A 20,806-nucleotide genomic window follows, 5' to 3' on the forward strand; every position below is an offset into this window, starting at 1 on the left:
GGCCCTTTCACGTGAACCCGTCCCCATGCCGTACGCGGCTCAGCGCGCCGGTGCCGGTTCGGCCGGGGCCTGCTCCGCCCCGGCGGGAGCCGGGCTCGTCCCGCCCCGGGTCAGGGCGGTCGCGAGCCCCGCCGCCGCGAGGAGCAGCACCGCACCGCCCCAGGCGGCGTACTGCATCCCGTGTACGAAGGCCTCCCGGGCCAGGGCCAGCAGCTGCCCGCCGGCCTCGCCCCCGGCCTGCCCGGCGGCGGCGACGGCGCCGCCCAGGGTCTCCCGTACGGCGGAGGGCTCGCCCGCCAGGTCGGCGCGGTAGACGGCGGTGCCGAGGCTGCCCAGCAGCGCCATCCCGAGGGCCCCGCCGAACTCCTGGCCCGTCTCCAGCAACGAGGCGGCCGCACCGGCCTTCTCGGCCGGGGCCGTGGTGAGGGCCATGTCGGAGACCAGGGACATCACGCTGACGATGCCGGAGGCGAGCACCCCAGCGCCGGCCAGCAGCAGCCACAGCGAGTCGGTGCCCACGAGGGAGACCAGCCCGAACCCGGCGGCGGCGACGGCGAAGGAGCCGGCGATGACCTTGGAGCGGTCCGTCCGGGCGGCCAGGGCCGCGGAGACGGGGGCGGCGGCGCCGATGAGGAGCGAGGGCGCCAGGCTCCACAGGGCGGCCTCCAGGGTGCCCATGCCGAGCACGGACTGCAGGTACTGCGTGGTGAAGTAGGCGGAGCCCATCATCGCGAAGGCGGCGACGGAGTTGAGGCCGATGCCCGCCCCGAAGCGGCGGTCCCGGAAGAGCGCGCGGCCCACCATCGCGTCCTCGCGGCCGCGCTGGCGGCGGACGAAGGCGTACCCGAAGGCCAGGCCGACCAGCAGGCAGACGGCGTGGAGCGGTGCGAAGCCCTCGGCGGCGATCTCCTTCAGCCCGTAGACCACCGGCAGCACGGCGGCCATGGACAGCGGCACGCTCAGCAGGTCGAAGCGGCCGGGGGCCGGGTCCTTGAACTCCGGTACCAGGACCGGGACCAGGACCAGCAGGAGCAGCATCGCGGGCACGTTGACGAGGAAGACGGAGCCCCAGTGGAAGTGCTTCAGCATGACCCCGCTGAGCACGGACCCGAGGGCGATGCCGCCGGTCATGGCGCCGGACCAGATCCCGATGGCCTTGCCGCGCTGGCCGGCGTCCTGGAAGAGGTTGCGGACCAGGGCCAGCGTGGAGGGCATCAGGGTGGCGCCGCCGACGCCGAGCAGGGCCCGGGCGGCGATGAGCATCTCGGCGCTGGTGGCGAAGGCGGCGGCGACCGAGGCGAGGCCGAAGGCCGTGGCGCCGATCAGCAGCAGCCGGCGGCGGCCGATCCGGTCGCCGAGCGAGCCCATCGTGATCAGCAGGCCGGAGAGGGCGAAGGCGTAGCTGTCGAAGATCCACAGCTGCTGGGTGGCGCTCGGGTCGAGTTCCCGGGTGATGGCCGGGACGGCGAAGTAGAGGACGGAGACGTCCATCGAAACCAGGAGCAGGGGCAGCAGCAGGACCGTGAAGGCGGTCCATTCGCGGCGGCCGGCGAGGGGTGCCGAGGCGGTGGGGTTCGTCATGAGCAGGACTGTACAAGCGTATGGAACGCCTGTCTATGACGTCTGTATGGAAAGTTTGTGTGGGACCTTCGTCTAGGACGGTTGTCTTGGTACGGTGCGGTCATGGGACACAAAGAAGATCTGCTCGAAGGCGCCAAGAAGTGCCTGGTCGAGAAGGGGTTCGTGCGCACCACCGCGCGCGACATCGTCGGCGCCTCCGGCACGAACCTGGCGTCCATCGGCTACCACTACGGCTCCAAGGACGCCCTGCTCACCCAGGCGTTCATCGCCCTGACGCAGGAGTGGGGTGAGACGGCCTTCCCGGCCGGCCTGGAAGGTGAGGACGGCTCCCTGGGCCGCCTGCGCGCCATGTGGGACGGCGTCCTCGCGCAGCACGACGCCGCGGCCCCCGTCTGGGCGGCCAGCATGGAGGTCGCGCTGAGCGGCGAACGGCTGCCGCAGCTGCGCGGCATGCTCGCCGCCTCCCAGGCCGAGGGCCGCCGGGGCCTGATCTCGCTCCTCACCGGCACCCCGGAGGAGGAGCTCACCGAACGCGACGAGCGCACCCTCGGCTCCGTGGTCCAGGCGCTGCTCAACGGGCTGATGATCCAGTGGCTGCTCGACCCCGGTACCGCCTCCTCCGCCGAGGAGTTCACCGAGGGGCTGCGCCTCCTCGCGCAGGGCCTGACGGCGTCCCCGGAGGCCGGACCCGCCGGCCGGGCGACGCTCTAGTGACGCGGTGGTGGCCCGCACCCGGGTCCCGGCGCCCGGCCGGGTTCAGGTGCGCAGGCGGGCGGCCTTGAGGGCCATGTGCAGGAGCAGGCGGTCCTCGCCGAGGTCCAGGTCGAGCCCCGTCAGCTGCTCCACCCGGCCCAGCCGGTAGTACAGGGTCTGGCGGTGGATGCCCAGTTCCGCCGCCGCGCGCCCCGCCTGCCCCGCGCAGTCGAGGAACACCTCCGCCGTGCGGGCCAGTTCCCGGTGGGCCGGGCCCAGCAGGGCCCGCGTCGCCGGGTCGTCCGCCGGTCCGGCGCCCAGGGCGGCCAGCATCCGGTACGGGCCGATCCCCGACCACTGCGCCACCGGACCCAGCCCCGGCTGCCCGGCCGCCGCCCGGGCGGCGGCGGTGGCCTGAGCCCACGCGGCGGGCAGCTCCGCGAGCGCCCGCACCGGGTCGGACACCCCGGCGGTGACGGAGCCGCCCCCGGCGGGCGAGCCGGCCACCGCCGCGCGGGGCAGCAGCCGCCCGACCGCGGCCAGGGCCGGACCGAGCGCGTCCCCCGATCGCAGCCGCACCAGCACCGCCAGCACCCCCGTCCCCGGCCCGGGGCCGTCGCGGCCCTCGGAGCCCGCCGGGACCACGCACACCGCCGCCGCCCCCGGCACCGACCCCGGAGCCTCCCCGGACCACGGGGCCACGCACACGGCGGCGTGCGGCCCCTCGGCCCCGGGCCCCAGTGCCACCCGCAGCGCGGCCACCGCCATGTCCTGCTGCCAGCCCCGGCCGGCGGTGAGCACCGCCAGGAACTCCCGCGACAGGTCGGCGCCCGCCTTGGCCTCCTCGGCGAGCAGCACCCCGATCCGCTGGGCCACCTCCATGGCGGCCTCCAGGGCGGCCGGCTCCGGGCCGGGGTCCTGGTCCAGGAGCCACACGTAGCCCTGGACGATGCCCCGGTACCGCACCGGCAGGCAGATCCGCCCCCGGAAGACCCCCGCGTCCGGGGCCGCCGGGATCCGCACCGGGCCCGTGGCGCGGGCGATGCCGAAGCCCTCGAACCAGGAGCGGACGGCCGCCGTCGACTGCCGGGTCAGGATCGAGCGGGTGCGCACCGGGTCCATCACGAGGTCGTCCTCGCTGTCGTGCGCGCCGAAGGCGATGAGGCGGAAATCCCGGTTCTCCAGCGTCGCCGGGGCGCCGAGCAGCGCCGAGATCTCGTCCACCAGGTCCTGGTAATCGCCCTTCACGCGGACATTCTCCCACTCCGCGACGGGCCCTTCAGACAGATGTATGAGATCCGGGCCACGGATGCGTGACAGCTGTCGATGGCAGAGGATCGTGGAGATCCTTAGGTTTCACGGTGGTTTTACTTGCGTTTTCCTTACGGTCGCGGCCCCACCCCTGCGGCGTCCGTTCGTCCGCTTCTGCCACCCGTTGGAGGTGCCCCGTGCTGGGTCCCGCGATCCTCGCCGCTTCGCGCAGCGACAAGATGCGCCGAATCGTCTCTGCCGCCCCGGTGACCAAGCCGGTGGTCAACCGGTTCATCCCCGGTGAGACGGTCGGCCAGGTCATCCCGATCGTCGAGGAGCTCACCCGCAAGGGCCTGGAGGTCACCCTCGACGTCGTCGGCGAGGACATCACCGCGGTGGAGCAGTCCTACGCGGCCCGGGACGCCTACCTGGAGCTCATCGAGCGCCTCAAGGAGCTGGAGCTGGGCGAGACCGTGGAGATGTCGGTCAAGCTCTCCATGTTCGGCCAGGCCCTGGAGGGCGGCCACGAGCTGGCCCTCGCCAACGTCCGCCCGGTCGTCGAGGCGGCCGCCGCCATCGGCACCACCGTGACGCTGGACGCCGAGGACCACACCACCCTCGACTCGATGTTCGCCATCCACGAGGAGCTGCGCCGGGACTTCCCGCAGACGGGCTGCGTGATCCAGGCCTACCTCTTCCGCACCGAGGCCGACGCCCGCCGCCTGGCCGCCGCCGGCAGCCGCGTCCGGATCGTGAAGGGCGCCTACAAGGAGCCCGCGGAGGTCGCCTACCAGGACAAGGCGGAGATCGACAAGGCGTACGTCCGGATCATGAAGATCCTGATGGAGGGCGAGGGCTACCCGATGATCGGGTCCCACGACCCGCGCCTGATCGCCATCGCGCAGGAGCTCGGCCGCCAGGCCGGGCGCAAGCTGGACGAGTACGAGTTCCAGATGCTCTACGGCATCCGCAGCGAGGAGCACCTGCGGCTGGCCGCCGAGGGGCACCGCATGCGGGTCTACACGGCCTACGGCACCGACTGGTACGGCTACTTCATGCGCCGTCTCGCGGAGAAGCCGGCCAACCTGCTCTTCTTCCTCCGCTCGATGATCACCAAGAACTAGCCAAGAACCAGGTCAAGGAGTTATCGCCCCATGGATGCTGTGACCCAGGTCCCCGCGCCGGTCAACGAGCCGGTCCACTCGTACGCCCCCGGCAGTGCCGAGCGCGCGCGCCTCGAGATCCAGCTGAAGCAGCTGTCCGAGAACCCGATCGACCTCCCGATGACGATCAACGGCGTCAAGCGGATGGGTGGCGGCGAGCGCTTCGACGTCGTCCAGCCCCACGACCACAAGTCGGTCATCGGCACGTACGCCAACGCCACCCGGGACGACGCCCAGGAGGCCGTCGACGCCGCCCTGGCCGCCGCCCCGGCCTGGCGCGCGATGTCCTTCGACGACCGCGCCGCGATCATCCTGCGCGCCGCCGAGCTGCTGGCCGGCCCGTGGCGCGAGAAGCTGGCCGCCTCCACCATGCTGGGCCAGTCCAAGACCGTCCAGCAGGCCGAGATCGACACTCCCTGCGAGCTCGTCGACTTCTGGCGCTTCAACGTCCACTTCGCCCGCCAGATCCTGGCCGAGCAGCCCGCCGCGAACAGCGCCGGCGTGTGGAACCGCAGCGACCACCGCCCGCTGGAGGGCTTCGTCTACGCGATCACGCCGTTCAACTTCACGGCCATCGCCGGCAACCTGCCGACCGCCCCCGCGCTCATGGGCAACGTGGTCGTGTGGAAGCCGTCCCCGACGCAGACCCACTCCGCCGTCCTGCTGATGGAGCTCCTGGAGGCGGCCGGCCTGCCCAAGGGCGTCATCAACCTCGTCACCGGTGACGGCATCGCGGTCTCCGAGGTGGCCCTGAACCACCCCGAGCTGGCCGGCATCCACTTCACCGGCTCGACCAAGACCTTCCAGTACCTGTGGAAGACGGTCGGCAACAACATCGAGAACTACCGCTCGTACCCGCGCCTGGTCGGCGAGACGGGCGGCAAGGACTTCGTCGTCGCGCACCCGTCCGCGGACCGCGCGATCCTGAAGACCGCCCTGACCCGCGGCTCCTTCGAGTTCCAGGGCCAGAAGTGCTCGGCCTCCTCCCGCGCCTACGTCCCGGCCTCCATCTGGAACGACGGCTTCAAGGAGCAGTTCGCCGCCGAGGTCGACGGCATCACCATGGGTGACGTCCGCGACCTGTCGAACTTCATCGGCGCGGTCATCGACGAGCGCTCCTTCGCGAAGAACAAGGCCGCGATCGACCGTGCGAAGGCCGACCCGACCTGCACGATCGTCGCCGGCGGCACGTACGACGACTCGGAGGGCTACTTCGTCCGCCCGACCGTCATCGAGTGCACCGACCCGGAGAACGAGGTCTTCACGACCGAGTACTTCGGCCCGATCCTCGCGATCCACGTGTACGAGGACGACAAGTACGACGAGATGCTCGCGCAGATGGAGAACGTCTCGGCGTACGCCCTGACCGGCGCCGTCATCGCCCAGGACCGCTACGCGGCCGCGGACACGATGGAGAAGCTCCGCTTCGCCGCGGGCAACTTCTACATCAACGACAAGTCGACCGGCGCCGTCGTCGGCCAGCAGCCCTTCGGCGGCGGCCGCGCCTCGGGCACCAACGACAAGGCGGGCGCGGCGTCCAACCTGCTGCGCTGGACCTCGACCCGCTCCATCAAGGAGACCCTGGTCCCGCCGACCGAGTACGGCTACCCCCACATGGGCTGATCCGGCCCACGGCTGAACCCCGCCCCCGCTCCGGTACCCCCAAGTCCGGAGCGGGGGCGGTCCCCTTTCCGGGGCCGGAGGGCTCCGGGCGTTCAGACCTCCACGAGGACCTGGTCCAGGGACTTGCGGACCAGGTCCGGGACCTCGCAGTCGTCGGCGGGGTAGCCCACCGGGATGACCGCGAAGGCCTTTTCGTTCTCCGGGCGGTTCAGCACGTGCCCCAGGAAGCGCATCGGGCTCGGGGTGTGGATGAGCGCGGCCAGGCCGGACAGGTGGAGGGCCGACAGGAGCATGCCGACCGCTATGCCGACCGACTCGTCGACGTAGTAGTGCTTGCGCTTCGTGCCGTTCGGGCCGAGCCAGTAGCGCTGCTGGAAGACCACGATCAGCGCGGGCGCGTCGGTGAGGTGGGTCTTGACGGCGTCCGTGCCGATCGGGCGCAGCGCGGCGAGCCACTCGTCGCCGAGGCGGCCGTCGTAGGAGATCTGCTCCTCCTGCTCGGCGGCGGCGCGGATCTGCCGGCGGATGGCCGGGTCCTTGACCAGGACGAAGGTCCACGGCTGCTGGTGGGCGCCGGAGGGGGCGGTGGCGGCGCAGGCGATGGCGTCGCGGACGGCCTGCTCCGGGACGGGGTCGGGGGAGAAGTGGCGCACGGTCCGCCGTTCGTCCATGCGGGCCCGCAGCTCGGCCGCCCGCGCGAGGGACTCGGGGCCGGGCATGCGCGCGGGACGGTAGGCGACGGGCCGGTAGGGCTGGCCATGGGTGGGGGTCCACTGCTGGGTCTCAGGCGACATGCGCAGATCTTCCAGCGGGGGAACTCCCGGGGCCAGCGGTACGTCATGAACCAATGTCCGTTGTGTACTGACAGGGGGGCTATGGCCGTGTCGAACGTCGGTCGATTCGTGGACTGGGAGGGCTGCTTCAACGCCCGCGACCTCGGCGGTCTGGGAGCGCTGCGGCCCGGGGCGCTGATACGCGCGGACAGCCTCGACGGGCTCACCGCCCGGGGCTGGACCACTCTGTCCGGCCAGGGGGTGCGGACCGTCATCGACCTGCGCAACGACGGGGAGGCGGAGGTGGACCACTCCCCGCGGCCGGCCGGGCTGACCACCCTGTCGATCCCGCTCGACGGCATCGAGCACCGGGACTTCTGGGACGTGTGGTGGGGCACTCCCGGCTTCGGCACCCCCGCGTATTTCCGGCCTTTCCTGGAGCGTTTCCCCGACCGCGTGGCCGCCGTGGCCCGCGCCGTCGCCGCAGCCCCGCCGGGCGGCGTCGTCTTCCACTGCGGTCTGGGCCGCGACCGTACGGGGATCATCGCGCTCGTCCTGCTGCGGCTGGCCGGGGCGAGCCCGCAGGAGATCGCCGACGACCACGCGCTGAGCGAACCGCGGGTCCGGGCCCGGTACGCGGCCCGCGGAAGGTCCTATGACGACACCGAGATCGAGGAGTACACGGCCCGCCTCGGCACCACCGTGCACGCCCTCGCCCTGGAGACCGCGCGGTGGCTGGATGCGGGCGCCTACCTGCGCGGGGCCGGGCTGACGGCCGTCGAACTGGAGGGGCTGCGGGGCAGACTGGGGGCATGAGCGACGACACGCGGACCCGCCTCGCGCACACCTCCCAGCTCGACGCGGACACCCTCGCCGCCGTCCGGGACCTGCTCGACGCGGCCTTCGACGGCGACTTCGGCGACGAGGACTTCGAGCACGCCCTCGGCGGGATGCACGCCCTGGTGTACGAGGACGGCGCGCTCGTCGCGCACGGCAGCCTCGTCCAGCGGCGGGTGCTGCACCAGGGGCGGGCCCTGCGGACCGGGTACGTGGAGGCCGTCGCCGTCCGCGCCGACCGGCGCCGGCGCGGGCTCGGCGGGGTGGTGATGGCCGCGCTGGAGGGCGTGATCGCCGGGGCCTACGTACTGGGCGCCCTGTCCGCGTCCGAGGAGGGGGCGGCCCTGTACGAGGGCCGGGGGTGGAAGCCGTATCCCGGGCGGATCGGGGTGCTGGGCCCGGCCGGCCCCGAGCGGCTGCCCGAGGAGGAGGGCTCGACCTACGTGTGGACGCCGCCCGGAGGGGTCGTACCGGCCTCCGCCGGGCGGCTCGACTTCGACTGGCGGGACGGGGACGTGGTGTAGCTAGCCGGAGATGCTCGCGGTGCCCGTCTCGATGTGGCCGGTGTAGCGGCGCGACCAGGTGCCGTCGGCGTCGGCCAGGACCGTGAAGTCGTACCAGCCCTTGCTGTACGCCACCGCGTTGAAGAAGTCCTCGCGCGAGGAGCCCGCCGGCACGGTGTAGGTCCAGGGGCCGTCCGTGCGGTAGGCGTTGGAGCGGATGGTGAAGGTGACGGGGGAGCCGGAGGCGTTGGTCATCTTGAACCAGACGGCCGTCTTGCCGGTGCCGGACTCCACCGCGTAGCGGGCCGCGACCTCCAGGTCCTTGCCCGCTTTGGTCGCGTCGCCGATGAAGCGGCGCAGGAACCGGTTCGGGCCGTACATCGAGATGTCGTACTTGCCCGAGCCGGCGCCCAGGCCGATGGAGAACCAGTCCGTCGAGGTGCCGCCCGGGTCGACCGTGTACTGCCAGGCGGCCGTGTCCCGGTGCTGGTGCGGGTGGATCGAGAAGTGCGCGGCCCGCTTCGCCTGCGGGCCCTGGTTGGTCATCGAGAACCAGGCCAGGATCTTGCCCATCGGCCCGAACTCGAAGCGGTCCAGGTTGCCGTTCACCTGGTACGGGAGGGCCCGCGCCGGGCGCGTGCCGGGCTCCTGCGCCGGCTGGGCGTTGTTCTGGGGCACCGGGTTGGGCAGCGGGCCGCAGGTGGACTGGCCGATGACCTTCGCCGTCGACGGCAGGCCCGTCGGGACCCCGTACACCGGGTGCGTGAAGTCGAAGACGCCCGTCAGGTCGCCGGTCACCCTGCGGCGCCAGGCGCTGATGTTGGGGCAGAGGGCGGGGGTGCCGATCGCGGTCGTCCACGTCTCCATGAAGCGCAGCACCGAGGTGTGGTCGAAGACCTCGGAGCTGACCCAGCCGCCGCGCGTCCACGGGGACATCACCAGCATGGGGACGCGGAAGCCGAGTCCGATCGGGACGCCGTCGATGTACTCGTCCGGGGTGCCAGGAGGGGCGACCGGCGGCGGGACGTGGTCGAAGAAGCCGTCGTTCTCGTCGTAGTTGAGGAAGAGGACGGTGGAGTCGAAGACCTCCGGGTCCGCGGCGAGCGCGCGGTAGACCAGGTCGACGAAGTGCGCGCCGTCGCCGGGCGGGGCGTACGGGTGCTCGGAGAAGGCCTCGCTGGCCACCACCCAGGACACCTGGGGCAGGGTTCCGGCGACCACGTCCGCGCGGATCGCGGCCGCGATGTCGTCGGGGGTGGAGCCGGTGGTCTTGGGGACCGAGGCCATGCCCCGGTCCCACAGCGGGTCGCCGGGCCGCGCGTCGGTGAACTTCCTGAAGTAGGCCAGGCCGTTGTCCCCGTAGTTGTCCTGGGCGTTCTGGTAGACCTTCCAGGTCATCCCGGCCCGCTGGAGGGCCTCCGCGTACGACTCCCAGGTCAGCCCGGACTCCTCGCCGCCGTCCTTGCTGCTCGCGTCGACCTTGCCGCTCCACAGGAAGGTGCGGTTGGGGCCGGTGGCGCTGAGGGCGGAGCAGAAGTAGGCGTCGCAGACCGTGTAGTGGTCGGCGAGGCCGTAGTGGAAGGGGATGTCGCCCCGCTCCAGGTAGCCGAGGGTGTGGGTCTTGCCGACCCCGGCGACCCAGTTGTCCATCCGCCCGTTGTTCCAGGCCGCGTGCTGGGAGGTCCAGCTGTGCGGGAGGTCCCCGGTGCACTGGGCCAGGGTCTGGCCGTCGGCCCCGCCGGCCGACGGGGTGGCGGACAGCTTCCAGGGGTACTGGCGGCCGCCCCAGTTCGGCTGGTTGAAGGTGCCCCAGCCGCCGGGGATGTTGCCGGCGGCGCGGTCGCCGAAGCCGCGTACGCCCTTCAGCCGGCCGAAGTAGTGGTCGAAGCTGCGGTTCTCCTGCATCAGGACCACCACGTGCTTCACGTCGGTGATGGTGCCCGTCGCGGCGGCGGCCGCCGCCGTCCCCGGCAGGGCGGTGGGCAGGGCCGCCCCCGCCACGAGCCCGGCGCCGATCCCCACGAAACCCCTGCGGCTGATGGGTGTCACTGGCTGCTCGCCTCCAACTCAAGTGCCCCGGCGGCACATTGACGGCAAGGGTGGCGGCAGCCGCCGCAAAGGTCTACATCCGTGCGGTAAGAACTCGGTGAACATCCGGACGGCCTGAGTCAGCTCCCGGTCCGCACGAGCATCTTGCCCGTGTTCTCGCCGTGGAGCATGCCCAGGAAGGCCTCCACCGTGCGGTCGAATCCCTGGACAACGGTGGTGTCGGTGCCGATCCGGCCGCTGCGCAGGTGGGGGACCAGGAAGTCCTCCAGTTCGTCCTGGAGATTGGTGTGGTTCCGTACCAATACGCCTTCCAGGCGCAGCGACTTGTGGACCACCTCGAAGAGGTTGCGGGGCGCGGCGGGGGAGCGGTCCCCGTTGTACATCGAGATCGCGCCGACCCAGGCGATCCGGCCGTACTCGCGCAGGGACGCGATCGCGCCCTCCAGGTGGTCCCCGCCCACGTTGTCCACGTACACGTCGATGCCGTCCGGCGCGGCCTGCGCCAGCTGCTCGCCGACGGGCCCGTCGTGGTAGTCGAAGGCGGCGTCGAAGCCGAGGGTCCCGGTGAGGTGCGCGACCTTCGCCGCCGATCCGGCGCTGCCGATGATCCGGCGGGCGCCGAGCAGCCGGGCGATGTGCCCGGTGGCGGTGCCGACCCCGCCGGCGGCGGCGGAGACGAAGAGGTCCTCGCCCTCGCGCAGGGCCGCGGTCCGGGTGAGGGCGGCGTAGGCGGTGAGCCCGGTGCCGCCCAGGACGGACAGGTACGCCTCCAGCGGGACGCCCGCGTGCCCGCGCAGCGTGCGGGTGCCGTCCACGCCCAGGGTGACCAGGGAGTGGGTGCGCCAGCCGGCGCGGTGGAAGACCAGGTCGCCCTCCTTCAGGCCCGGGTCGCGGGATGCGGTCACCCGGCCGACCGTGCGCCCCTCCAGCGGGGCGTTCAGCTCGAAGCCGCCCTCGCCGCCGTCCATCAGCCCGCGGTGGTACGGGTCCACCGACAGCAGCAGGTTCTCCACCAGGGCGCTGCCGGGGGCGGGTTCGGGGACGGGGGAGGAGGTGTACGCGAAGTCGGAGGCGGCCGGGAAGCCGGTCGGGCGGGCGATCTGGTGGACGGCGTAGGCGGTGTCGGTGCTCATGGCCATGAACCTAGGAAGGAATCCCGCGGCCGGGCAGGGGGTTGCCCTCATGGAAGCCGCACATCCATGAACGCGGCTCATACACCGAGGTGGGAACCAGTGGCCGAGCTCGCCCCGCAGGAACTCCGGGTCCTGGTCGCCGTCGCCGACACGGGCGGTTTCTCCGCCGCGGCCGCCGTGCTGGGGGTGAGCCAGTCGGCCGTCTCGCACTCGGTGCGCGGCAGCGAGGGCAAGGTCGGCGCGGTGCTCTTCGAGCGCGGCCGCACCGGCGCCTCGCCCACCCCGGCCGGCGAGCGGGCCGTCGCGCTGGGCCGGCGCATCCTGCGGCTGTACGAGGTGCTGGGCGCGGAGGCGCGCGGCGCGTCCCGGGCCCCCGCCGGGCGGGAGGCGGTGGAGGGGGTGCTGCGCGTCGCGGCCTTCCGCAGCGCGGCCCTGCACCTGCTGCCGCCCGCGCTGGAGCGGCTCACCGCGCTGCACCCCGGCGTCCGCCCCGAGGTCCGGGTGGTGCGCGAGATCGGCGCCGGCGCGGCGGGGGAGGTGGCCGCGGGCCGGGCGGACCTGGGCATCGCGACGCTGGGCGCGCGGGGGGACGTGGCGCCGGGCCTGCTGACCGGGGTGCTCGCGCGGGAGGCGTACGCCCTGGTGCACCCGGCCGGGCACCCGGACCCCAAGGCGCTGCCGCTGCTGGACTGGGACGAGAACTGCGGCTCCTACACCCGGGCGTGGTGGCGGTCCCAGGACTGGATCCCCCGGGCCACCGTGAAGGCGGAGGACGACGCCATGGTGCTGACGATGGTCGGCCGGGGCCTGGGCATGGCGATCATGCCGGAGCTGTCGCTGCGGGAGGCCCCGGAGACCGTCGAGATCACCGCCCTGGGGCCCCGGAGGCCGGTGAGGCAGGTGGGATACGTCACCACGACGGAGTTGGCGTCCACCCTCGCCGTCAGGGCTCTGATCAGGGAACTCAGGGCTGAGACGGCCTGAATCGGAACCTGCGGAAGGCTCCCTCCGGGGGGTTTCCCATCTCAGATACTAGGAAGTCCGAGTAATTGCCGAGACATACAGCCGGACCTGCCCTAGCTTTGTAGGAGCCGAACGTCTCGCTGATCCTGCGAATGGCGGTCGAGGGCGCGCGCCCACTGGCAGGCAACCCCTGCGGCGCACGGCCCCCCGCCTCTTCCGGCGCCTTGAAGGAACACCCCTCATCCGTGGCCCCGCCACGCCGTGATCCCAAGGAGTCGATCACCATGACCCCCACCACCGCCGCATCCCGCCGCGTCCGCCACACCTCCCCGGCCGACGCCGACCGCAAGAACGCCGCCGCCGCCCTCCAGCGCGCCCTGGACCGCCGCGACAACGGCGGCTCGACCGGCCACTGAGATTGGTCCAAATGCTGGACGCCATATGTCTGAGGGCTGGGACACGGAGTACGGTTCCGACATGTCGACCAGCATCAATCTCGCAGTGATCCCCGGTGATGGCATCGGCCAGGAAGTCGTGGCTCAGGGCCTCAAGGTCCTTACCGCGGTCCTGCCCCAGGATGTGAAGCTGGAGACCAAGGAGTACGACCTCGGCGCCCAGCGCTGGCACCGCACCGGTGAGACCCTCCCGGACGCGGAGCTGGAGGCCCTCAAGCGCCACGACGCGATCCTGCTCGGCGCCATCGGCGACCCGTCGGTCCCGTCGGGCGTCCTGGAGCGCGGCCTGCTGCTGAAGCTCCGCTTCGCCTTCGACCACTTCATCAACCTGCGCCCCTCGAAGCTGTTCCCGAACACGGCCAGCCCGCTCGCCGGCCGTCCGGAGATCGACTTCGTCGTGGTCCGCGAGGGCACCGAGGGCCCGTACACCGGCAACGGTGGCAGCCTGCGCACCGGCACCCCCGCCGAGGTCGCCACCGAGGTCAGCGTCAACACGGCCTACGGTGTGGAGCGCGTCGTGCGCGACGCGTACGAGCGGGCCAACGCCCGCCCCCGCAAGAAGCTGACGCTCGTCCACAAGAACAACGTCCTCGTGTACGCGGGCCACATGTGGAAGAACATCTTCGACAAGGTCGGCCAGGAGTACCCCCAGGTCACCACCGACTACCTGCACGTCGACGCGGCGACGATCTTCTTCGTCACCCAGCCCGAGCGCTTCGACGTCATCGTCACGGACAACCTCTTCGGTGACATCCTCACCGACCTGGCCGCGGCCGTCACCGGCGGCATCGGCCTGGCCGCCTCCGGGAACATCAACCCGACCGGCGCCTTCCCGTCCATGTTCGAGCCCGTCCACGGCTCGGCCCCCGACATCGCGGGCACCGGCAAGGCCGACCCGACCGCGACGATCCTCTCGGTCGCCCTCCTCCTGCGCCACCTCGGCTACGAGGACCAGGCCGTCCGCATCGAGGACGCGGTCTCGGCCGACCTGGCCGAGCGCGACGGCACCTTCCGCTCCACCGACGCGATCGGCGACGCCCTCGCCGCGCGAGTAGCCGGCTGACCCGGCCGTTCCACCCAGGAAGCCGCCAGGTCACAAAGGGACCTGGCGGCTTCTCCTGCGCGGCCCCCGGTGCCACCATCTCCCTGGGCCGCTAAAGCCCCGTTTCTCCGAAGCCTGCCCGCGCGCGATAATCGAACGCGAGGCCGCGGAATACGGGGAAGCTCGGACGTCCTAGTACGCATGAGCGCGGTCCGCCATACCCAACCGGTGAAGGACAAGCACTCATGACGACGCCCACGATCGAGCTCAAGCCCTCCTCGAACCCGCTGTCCGACGCGGAGCGCGAGGCGATCCTGGCCAGCCCCGGCTTCGGCCGCCACTTCACCGATCACATGGTGACGATCAAGTGGACCGAGGGCCGCGGCTGGCACGACGCCGAGCTGGTCCCGTACGCCCCCCTGGCGATCGACCCCGCGAACATGACCCTGCACTACGCGCAGACGATCTTCGAGGGCCTCAAGGCCTACCGCCAGCCCGACGGCACCGTCGCCACCTTCCGCCCGCGCGCCAACGCCGAGCGCTTCCAGGCCTCCGCCCGCCGCATGGCGATGCCGGAGCTGCCGGCCGACCTCTTCATCGAGGCCTGCGACGCCCTGATCAAGCAGGACAGCGCCTGGGTGCCGGACTCCGGCGAGGCCTCCCTGTACCTGCGCCCGTTCATGTTCGCGTCCGAGGTCGGCCTGGGCGTCCGCCCGGCCAACGAGTTCCTCTTCATGGTCATCGCCTCGCCCGCCGGCGCCTACTTCCCCGGTGGCGTCAAGCCCGTCTCCGTCTGGCTCTCCGAGGAGTACGTCCGCGCCGTCAAGGGCGGCACCGGCGCCGCCAAGACCGGCGGCAACTACGCGGCCTCCCTCGTCGCCCAGGCCCAGGCCGCCTCGCACGGCTGCGACCAGGTCGTCTGGCTGGACGCCGTCGAGCACCGCTGGATCGAGGAGATGGGCGGCATGAACCTGTACTTCGTGTACGGCGACCGCATCGTCACCCCGGAGCTGACCGGCTCGCTCCTGCCCGGCATCACCCGCGACTCCCTCCTCACCATCGCCCGCGACCTCGGCTACACCGCCGAGGAGGGCCGCATCACCACCGAGGACTGGAAGCGCGACAACGAGAACGGCACCCTCACCGAGGTGTTCGCCTGCGGTACCGCCGCCGTCATCACCCCGGTCGGCTCGGTCAAGTCCGAGCGCGCGAACTGGACCCAGGGCGACGGGCAGCCCGGCGAGGTCACGATGAAGCTCCGCAAGGCGCTCCTGGACCTCCAGACCGGCCGCACCGCCGACACCCACGGCTGGATGCACCCGCTCGGCTGAGGCGCATCCCCCGAAACGCCCGAAGGCCCCCGCGCTGCTGCGCGGGGGCCTTCGGCCTTGCGGTGGGGGAGGAGCGGGGTCAGCGCTCCTCGTCCTTCCCGTCGTCCTTCTTCTCGCTGCGCTGGAACTGGCCCTCCGAGCCGGTGAGGGCCGAGAGGCCGTCCCCGATCAGGTAGGCCAGGCCGGCCATCCCCTTGACGATCTTCGTCGCCACGTACGCGAGCTCTTCCACGACGCCTCCCCGTGTCGTACGCGGCGGCCCCCGTCCTAGTCGGCCGCCGCCATCACTGCCTCCGCCGCCGGTGCGGCGGCCGGTGCCGCCTGCGGCCGGACGGTCAGCGCGGCGTACACCGCGCCTCCGACCAGCCCCGACAGGACGAAACTACAGTCCACCCCGCCGGTGAGCGCCAGCAGAGGGCCCTCGTACACCGGGGTCGACACGGCCGCCAGTCCCACGACCGCGCCCGCCGCCCACGAGGCGGTGGCGCGGAGGTTCCAGCCGCCGCTGTACCAGTAGACGCCGCCGCGGGCCCGACGGTTGAACACCTGGAGGGCGTCGGCGTCGTAGACCCCGCGGCAGCGCACGAAGCCGATCAGGGTGATCACGGCCCACGGGGTGCCGATCGCGGTGAGCAGCAGCACGAAGGAGGTCATCGCGGACTGCACGTCCCACTCGAAGGAGCCGAAGAAGACGAACGCGGTGGCCACGGCGGCGGCGATCACGGTGGCCTTGGTGCGGGTGGCCCTGGGGATGATGGCGTCCAGGTCCAGGCCCATGGAGTAGAGCATCAGCCCGGCGTTGCCCACCGAGCCGGCCGCCGCGGCCACCAGCAGCGGGACGAGGTACCAGAAGGGCGCGGCCGCCACGAGCGGCCCGGCGTAGTCGGCCCCGGCCCGGGCGGCGAGGGCGGTGTACGTGCCGAACAGCTGCGGCACCAGCAGGCCGAACAGCAGCCCGAGACAGGTGGCCCGGAACACCTTCCGGGAGCCGTGGCGGCGCGGGGAGACGTAGCGGGTGTAGTCGCCGAGCAGGGTGATGAACGCGACGGGCCCGCTGAGCCCGGCGGCGACGGCGGCCAGCAGCCAGGTCGGCCAGAAGGAGCCGAGCAGGTACTGCGTGTCCGGCGGGGCGGCGGCGGTGAAGTGGGGGGCGTAGGCGACGACGCCGACGGCCAGCAGGACCACCATGGCGATGGACAGCACCTTGCTCATGCGCAGCAGCAGCCGGTAGCCGAAGACGGCTCCGACGACGGTGCACGCGGCGAGCACGCCGTACATCAGGGCGCGGGTGAGGCCGGTGTCGGGCGACCCGGTGAGCCGGGAGAGGGTCCCCGCCATCACGTCGCCGCCGATCCACAGGGTGAGCGCGGTGTAGCCGAGGGAGAGCAGCAGGCCGACCACGGAGCCGACCAGCCGCCCCCGTACGCCGAACTGGGCGCCGCTGGAGGTGGACAGGTTCGTCGCGGTCCGCAGCGACACCAGGGCGAGCGGCGCGGTGAAGGCGATGCCGACCACGGTGCCGGTCACGATGGCGGTGACGGAGGGCACCAGCCCGAGCCCGAAGGACGGGGGCAGCCAGCCGAAGACGATCACGCCGAGGCAGAGGTTGGAGCCGAGGAGGATCGAGATCAGGTCACGGGGCCCGCTCGTCCGCTCCTCCTCCGGGATGGTGTCGACTCCGCGCTGTTCGATGGGCATGGGGGGACTCCCTTGGCAGGGCGGGGGGTGGTTGCGCATTCGTTTGAGCGTCATTCAATGTGACCTGAGCCCTGGTCCCCGGTCAATGCTTCATTGCGAGGAAATGAAGAGTTAGAGTGATGCTCTAACTCATCGAGTCAAAAGGTGGTGGATCGGCGTGCGGCTGACCCCTACGGAGCGCGACCGGCTGCTGCTGCGCAGCGCCGCGGAACTGGCCAGGGCCCGCCGGGCCCGGGGCCTCAGGCTCAACGTCCCCGAGGCCACCGCTCTGATCGCGGACACGGTCTGCGAGGCCGCGCGCGACGGCAAGCGGCTGGCCGAGGCCATCGAGGAGGCCCGAGGCGTCCTGGGCCCCGACGACGTCCTGCCCGGCGTCGCCGACGTGGTCACCGAGGTGCACGTGGAGGCCGTCTTCGACGACGGCTCCCGCCTGGCCGTGGTCTCCGCGCCCATCCAGGGCGCCGTCTCCCTCGGCGCCGACGCCCCGGGCGCGGTCGTCCCCGGCCCCGGCGCGCCGCAGCCCGAACCGCAGCTGCACCTGCGGGTGCGCAACACGGCGCCCGTCCCGGTCAGCGTCACCTCCCACTTCCACTTCTTCGAGGCGAACCCCCGGCTCGACTTCGACCGCGCCGCCGCCTACGGCATGCGGCTGTGCGTGCCGGCCGGCTCCTCAGTCCGCTTCGACCCGCACGGCGAGGGCGAGGTGGGGCTGGTCCCGATCGGCGGCGACCGGATCGCCATCGGCTTCGCCGGCCTCGTGGACGGGCCCCTGGACGCCCCCGGAGCCAAGAAGCAGGCCCTGGCCCGCGCCGCCGCCTGCGGCTACCTCGGCGCCGCCGCCACCGAAGACGACCCGACGGGAGACCAGGCGTGAGCCGTCAGACCCCCCACACCGACCACAGCGCGCACTGCGCCCCCGGCAGCCGCCACATCGACCCGCACGAGTACGCTTCCGTGTTCGGCCCCCGGGCCGGGGACCGGGTCCGGCTCGGCGACTCGGGCCTGACCGTCCGCGTCGAGTACGACGCCCAGAAGCCCGGCGACGAGTTCCTCGCCGGCTTCGGCAAGACCGCCCGCGACGGCCTGCACCTGAAGGGCGCCGCCGTCCGCGAGACCTGTGACGTGGTGATCAGCAACGTCCTCGTCATCGACGCCGTCCTCGGCATCCGGAAGGTGTCCATCGGCATCCGCGAGGGCCGCATCCACGCGATCGGCCGGGCCGGCAACCCGGACACCCTCGACGGCGTCGACGTGGTCGTCGGCACCGGCACGAGCATCGTCTCCGGCGAGGGCCTCATCGCCACCGCCGGGGCCGTGGACACCCACGTCCACCTGCTCTCCCCCCGCATCATGGAGGCCTCCCTCGCCGCCGGTGTCACCACCGTCATCGGCCAGGAGTTCGGCCCCGTCTGGGGCGTCGGGGTCAACTCCCCCTGGGCGCTGAAGCACGCCTTCAACGCGTTCGACGCCTGGCCGGTGAACATCGGCTTCCTGGCGCGCGGTTCCTCCTCGGACGCCGCTCCGCTGGTGGAGGCCCTGGCCGAGGGCGGTGCGTCGGGCTTCAAGGTGCACGAGGACATGGGCGCGCACACCCGGGCCCTGGACACGGCGCTGCGCGTGGCCGAGGAGCACGACGTGCAGGTCGCCCTGCACAGCGACGGCCTCAACGAGTGCCTGTCCGTCGAGGACACCCTGCGGGTGCTGGAAGGCCGCACCATCCACGCCTTCCACATCGAGGGCTGCGGCGGCGGGCACGTGCCCAACGTGCTGAAGATGGCGGGCGTGCCGAACGTGATCGGTTCCTCCACCAACCCGACGCTGCCCTTCGGCCGGGACGCGGTCGCCGAGCACTACGGCATGATCGTCTCCGTCCACGACCTGAAGCCGGACCTTCCCGGGGACGCGGCGATGGCCCGTGACCGGATCCGCGCGGGGACGATGGGGGCCGAGGACGTCCTGCACGACCTGGGCGCGATCGGCATCACCTCCTCCGACGCCCAGGGCATGGGCCGGGCCGGTGAGACGATCCGCCGCACCTTCGCCATGGCCGCCAAGATGAAGGGCGAGCTGGGCCCGCTGGACGGTGACGGCGAGGGCGACGACAACGCCCGTGTGCTGCGGTACATGGCGAAGCTGACGATCAACCCGGCCATCGCCCACGGCCTGGCGCACGAGATCGGCTCCATCGAGATCGGCAAGCTCGCCGACATCGTCCTGTGGCGTCCCCCCTTCTTCGGCGCCAAGCCGCAGCTGGTCCTCAAGTCCGGCTTCCCGGCCTACGGCGTCACCGGCGACCCCAACGCCGCCACCGACACCTGCGAACCCCTCGTCCTCGGCCCGCAGTTCGGCTCGTACGGCGCCACCGCCGCCGACATCTCCGTCGCCTTCGTCTCGGCGGCCGCCGCGGCCCTCGGCTCCGACGAGATGCCGACCCGCCGCCGCCGCGTCGCCGTGCGCGGCACCCGCGGCATCGGCCCCAAGGACATGCTCCTCAACTCCCGGGTGGGCGCGGTCGATGTGGACGCGCGCAGCGGACTGGTCTCCCTCGACGGAGAACCGCTGCACTCCGAAGCGGCCGACTCGGTCTCCCTCAACCGCCTCTACTTCCTTTAATCGGCACAGCCCGTAAGCCCGTTAGGACCCCGCCATGACTGCACAGCACGCCCAGCCCGTGAACGACGGCTTCCGGATGCCCGCCGAGTGGACCCCCCACGAGCGCACCTGGATGGCCTGGCCCAGCCCCAACCCCACCTTCACCAACGAGCAGGAGCTCGCCGAGGCCCGCCAGGCCTGGGGCGCCGTCGCCCGTGCCGTGCGCGCCTACGAGCCGGTGACCCTCGTCGTCTCCCCGGGCGACGCCGAGAGCGCCCGCGCGATCGTCGGCGACGACGTCCAGCTCGTGGAGCAGGAGCTGGACGACGCCTGGATGCGCGACATCGGCCCCACCTTCGTCACCAACGACGCCGGCGAGCTGGCCGCCGTCGACTGGACCTTCAACGGCTGGGGCGCCCAGGAGTGGGCCCGCTGGGACCACGACTCGAAGATCGCCCGGCACGTCTCCGACGTGGTCGGCACCCGCACCTACAGCACCCCGCTGGTGAACGAGGGCGGCGCCATCCACGTCGACGGCGAGGGCACCGTGCTCCTCACCGACACCGTGCAGCTCGGCGAGGGCCGCAACCCCGGCTGGACGCGCCAGCAGGTCGAGGAGGAGATCCACGCCCACCTCGGCACCACCAAGGCCATCTGGCTCCCCTACGGCCTGGCCGGCGACTACGGCACCTACGGAACCCAGGGCCACGTGGACATCGTCGCCGCCTTCGCCCGCCCCGGCGTGGTCATGGTCCACACCCAGCCCGACCCGGCCCACCCGGACCACGAGCGCTGCAAGACCATCGCCGCCATCCTGCGCGCCTCCACCGACGCCAAGGGCCGGCGGCTGGAGGTCGTCGAGGTCCCCGCGCCGACCGTGCTGGAGGAGGACGGCGAGTGGGTGGACTACTCGTACATCAACCACTACCTCTGCAACGGCGGCGTGGTGCTGTGCGCCTTCGACGACCCGCGCGACGAGGAGGCCGCCGAGATCTTCCGCGGACTGTTCCCCGAGCGGACGGTGACGCTCGTTGACGCACGTACGATTTTCGCCGGGGGTGGCGGTATCCACTGCATCACCCAGCAGCAGCCGAAGGTCTGACCCGAGGCGGACCTCGT

General features: G+C 72.2%; 19 protein-coding genes. 12 read left to right on the forward strand and 7 right to left on the reverse strand.

Annotated features, from left to right (window positions below; all coding sequences use genetic code 11):
* Positions 1 to 39: 39 nt before the first annotated feature.
* Positions 40 to 1,581, reverse strand: coding sequence for an MFS transporter (locus D1J60_RS25020; RefSeq protein ID WP_125822601.1), 1,542 nt, complete (start codon positions 1,579 to 1,581; stop codon positions 40 to 42).
* A gap of 102 nt (positions 1,582 to 1,683) precedes the next feature.
* Between D1J60_RS25020 and D1J60_RS25025 the strand changes: the two genes are divergently transcribed.
* Complete coding sequence (locus D1J60_RS25025) at positions 1,684 to 2,292, forward strand: TetR/AcrR family transcriptional regulator (protein WP_125822602.1); 609 nt, start codon at positions 1,684 to 1,686, stop codon at positions 2,290 to 2,292.
* Between the two features lie 45 nt (positions 2,293 to 2,337).
* Here the strand turns inward: D1J60_RS25025 and D1J60_RS25030 are convergent, their stop codons facing one another.
* Entirely contained in the window at positions 2,338 to 3,522 is a 1,185-nt protein-coding gene (locus tag D1J60_RS25030) for a helix-turn-helix domain-containing protein (protein ID WP_125596705.1), read from the reverse strand.
* Positions 3,523 to 3,722: 200 nt separating this feature from the next.
* Here D1J60_RS25030 and D1J60_RS25035 point away from each other — a divergent pair, with 200 nt between their 5' ends.
* Positions 3,723 to 4,649, forward strand: coding sequence for a proline dehydrogenase family protein (locus D1J60_RS25035; RefSeq protein ID WP_125596708.1), 927 nt, complete (start codon positions 3,723 to 3,725; stop codon positions 4,647 to 4,649).
* Between the two features lie 30 nt (positions 4,650 to 4,679).
* Positions 4,680 to 6,311, forward strand: a complete 1,632-nt coding sequence (gene pruA, locus D1J60_RS25040) for an L-glutamate gamma-semialdehyde dehydrogenase (RefSeq protein WP_125596711.1) — start codon at positions 4,680 to 4,682, stop codon at positions 6,309 to 6,311.
* Between the two features lie 92 nt (positions 6,312 to 6,403).
* Here the strand turns inward: pruA and D1J60_RS25045 are convergent, their stop codons facing one another.
* On the reverse strand, positions 6,404 to 7,105 hold the full coding sequence (locus tag D1J60_RS25045) for a nitroreductase family protein (RefSeq protein ID WP_125822603.1): 702 nt from the start codon (positions 7,103 to 7,105) through the stop codon (positions 6,404 to 6,406).
* A gap of 81 nt (positions 7,106 to 7,186) precedes the next feature.
* Here D1J60_RS25045 and D1J60_RS25050 point away from each other — a divergent pair, with 81 nt between their 5' ends.
* Both D1J60_RS25050 and D1J60_RS25055 read left to right on the forward strand, forming a co-directional pair.
* Complete coding sequence (locus D1J60_RS25050) at positions 7,187 to 7,900, forward strand: tyrosine-protein phosphatase (protein ID WP_241253391.1); 714 nt, start codon at positions 7,187 to 7,189, stop codon at positions 7,898 to 7,900.
* Positions 7,897 to 8,445, forward strand: a complete 549-nt coding sequence (locus D1J60_RS25055; RefSeq protein ID WP_125822605.1) for a GNAT family N-acetyltransferase — start codon at positions 7,897 to 7,899, stop codon at positions 8,443 to 8,445. Before D1J60_RS25050 ends, D1J60_RS25055 begins: the two co-directional genes overlap by 4 nt.
* On the opposite strand, the gene D1J60_RS25060 is transcribed toward D1J60_RS25055, so the two are convergent.
* Together D1J60_RS25060 and D1J60_RS25065 are read right to left on the reverse strand one after the other, a co-directional pair.
* Positions 8,446 to 10,473, reverse strand: coding sequence for a phospholipase C, phosphocholine-specific (locus D1J60_RS25060; RefSeq protein ID WP_125822606.1), 2,028 nt, complete (start codon positions 10,471 to 10,473; stop codon positions 8,446 to 8,448).
* Between the two features lie 119 nt (positions 10,474 to 10,592).
* Complete coding sequence (locus tag D1J60_RS25065) at positions 10,593 to 11,606, reverse strand: NADP-dependent oxidoreductase (protein WP_125822607.1); 1,014 nt, start codon at positions 11,604 to 11,606, stop codon at positions 10,593 to 10,595.
* Positions 11,607 to 11,705: 99 nt separating this feature from the next.
* On the opposite strand from D1J60_RS25065, the gene D1J60_RS25070 reads away from it, so the two are divergent.
* The 4 genes from D1J60_RS25070 to D1J60_RS25080 all read left to right on the forward strand — a co-directional run bounded on the left by D1J60_RS25070 (position 11,706) and on the right by D1J60_RS25080 (position 15,397).
* Positions 11,706 to 12,590: a LysR family transcriptional regulator gene (locus tag D1J60_RS25070; RefSeq protein WP_125822608.1), complete on the forward strand. Its 885-nt coding sequence runs from the start codon at positions 11,706 to 11,708 to the stop codon at positions 12,588 to 12,590.
* Between the two features lie 263 nt (positions 12,591 to 12,853).
* On the forward strand, positions 12,854 to 12,985 hold the full coding sequence (locus D1J60_RS38705; protein WP_260614121.1) for a hypothetical protein: 132 nt from the start codon (positions 12,854 to 12,856) through the stop codon (positions 12,983 to 12,985).
* A 61-nt stretch (positions 12,986 to 13,046) separates the two neighbouring features.
* Positions 13,047 to 14,087 (forward strand): 3-isopropylmalate dehydrogenase, encoded by a 1,041-nt coding sequence (locus tag D1J60_RS25075; RefSeq protein ID WP_125603691.1) that lies wholly within the window; start codon positions 13,047 to 13,049, stop codon positions 14,085 to 14,087.
* Between the two features lie 224 nt (positions 14,088 to 14,311).
* Entirely contained in the window at positions 14,312 to 15,397 is a 1,086-nt protein-coding gene (locus tag D1J60_RS25080; protein WP_125603690.1) for a branched-chain amino acid aminotransferase, read from the forward strand.
* A gap of 79 nt (positions 15,398 to 15,476) precedes the next feature.
* Here D1J60_RS25080 and D1J60_RS37405 read toward each other — a convergent pair whose 3' ends face one another.
* Together D1J60_RS37405 and D1J60_RS25085 are read right to left on the reverse strand one after the other, a co-directional pair.
* Entirely contained in the window at positions 15,477 to 15,629 is a 153-nt protein-coding gene (locus tag D1J60_RS37405; protein WP_164720966.1) for a hypothetical protein, read from the reverse strand.
* A gap of 35 nt (positions 15,630 to 15,664) precedes the next feature.
* Positions 15,665 to 17,095 (reverse strand): cytosine permease, encoded by a 1,431-nt coding sequence (locus D1J60_RS25085; protein ID WP_125822609.1) that lies wholly within the window; start codon positions 17,093 to 17,095, stop codon positions 15,665 to 15,667.
* A gap of 157 nt (positions 17,096 to 17,252) precedes the next feature.
* Here D1J60_RS25085 and ureA point away from each other — a divergent pair, with 157 nt between their 5' ends.
* The 3 genes from ureA to D1J60_RS25100 are packed head-to-tail and all read left to right on the forward strand — an operon-like array spanning position 17,253 to position 20,789.
* Positions 17,253 to 17,969 (forward strand): urease subunit gamma, encoded by a 717-nt coding sequence (ureA, locus tag D1J60_RS25090; protein WP_125822610.1) that lies wholly within the window; start codon positions 17,253 to 17,255, stop codon positions 17,967 to 17,969.
* A 56-nt stretch (positions 17,970 to 18,025) separates the two neighbouring features.
* Positions 18,026 to 19,708: an urease subunit alpha gene (locus D1J60_RS25095; RefSeq protein ID WP_125824178.1), complete on the forward strand. Its 1,683-nt coding sequence runs from the start codon at positions 18,026 to 18,028 to the stop codon at positions 19,706 to 19,708.
* Between the two features lie 34 nt (positions 19,709 to 19,742).
* On the forward strand, positions 19,743 to 20,789 hold the full coding sequence (locus tag D1J60_RS25100; protein ID WP_125822611.1) for an agmatine deiminase family protein: 1,047 nt from the start codon (positions 19,743 to 19,745) through the stop codon (positions 20,787 to 20,789).
* Positions 20,790 to 20,806 lie beyond the last annotated feature (17 nt).

This window comes from Streptomyces sp. W1SF4 (assembly GCF_003950035.1).
GTDB lineage: Bacteria > Actinomycetota > Actinomycetes > Streptomycetales > Streptomycetaceae > Streptomyces > Streptomyces racemochromogenes.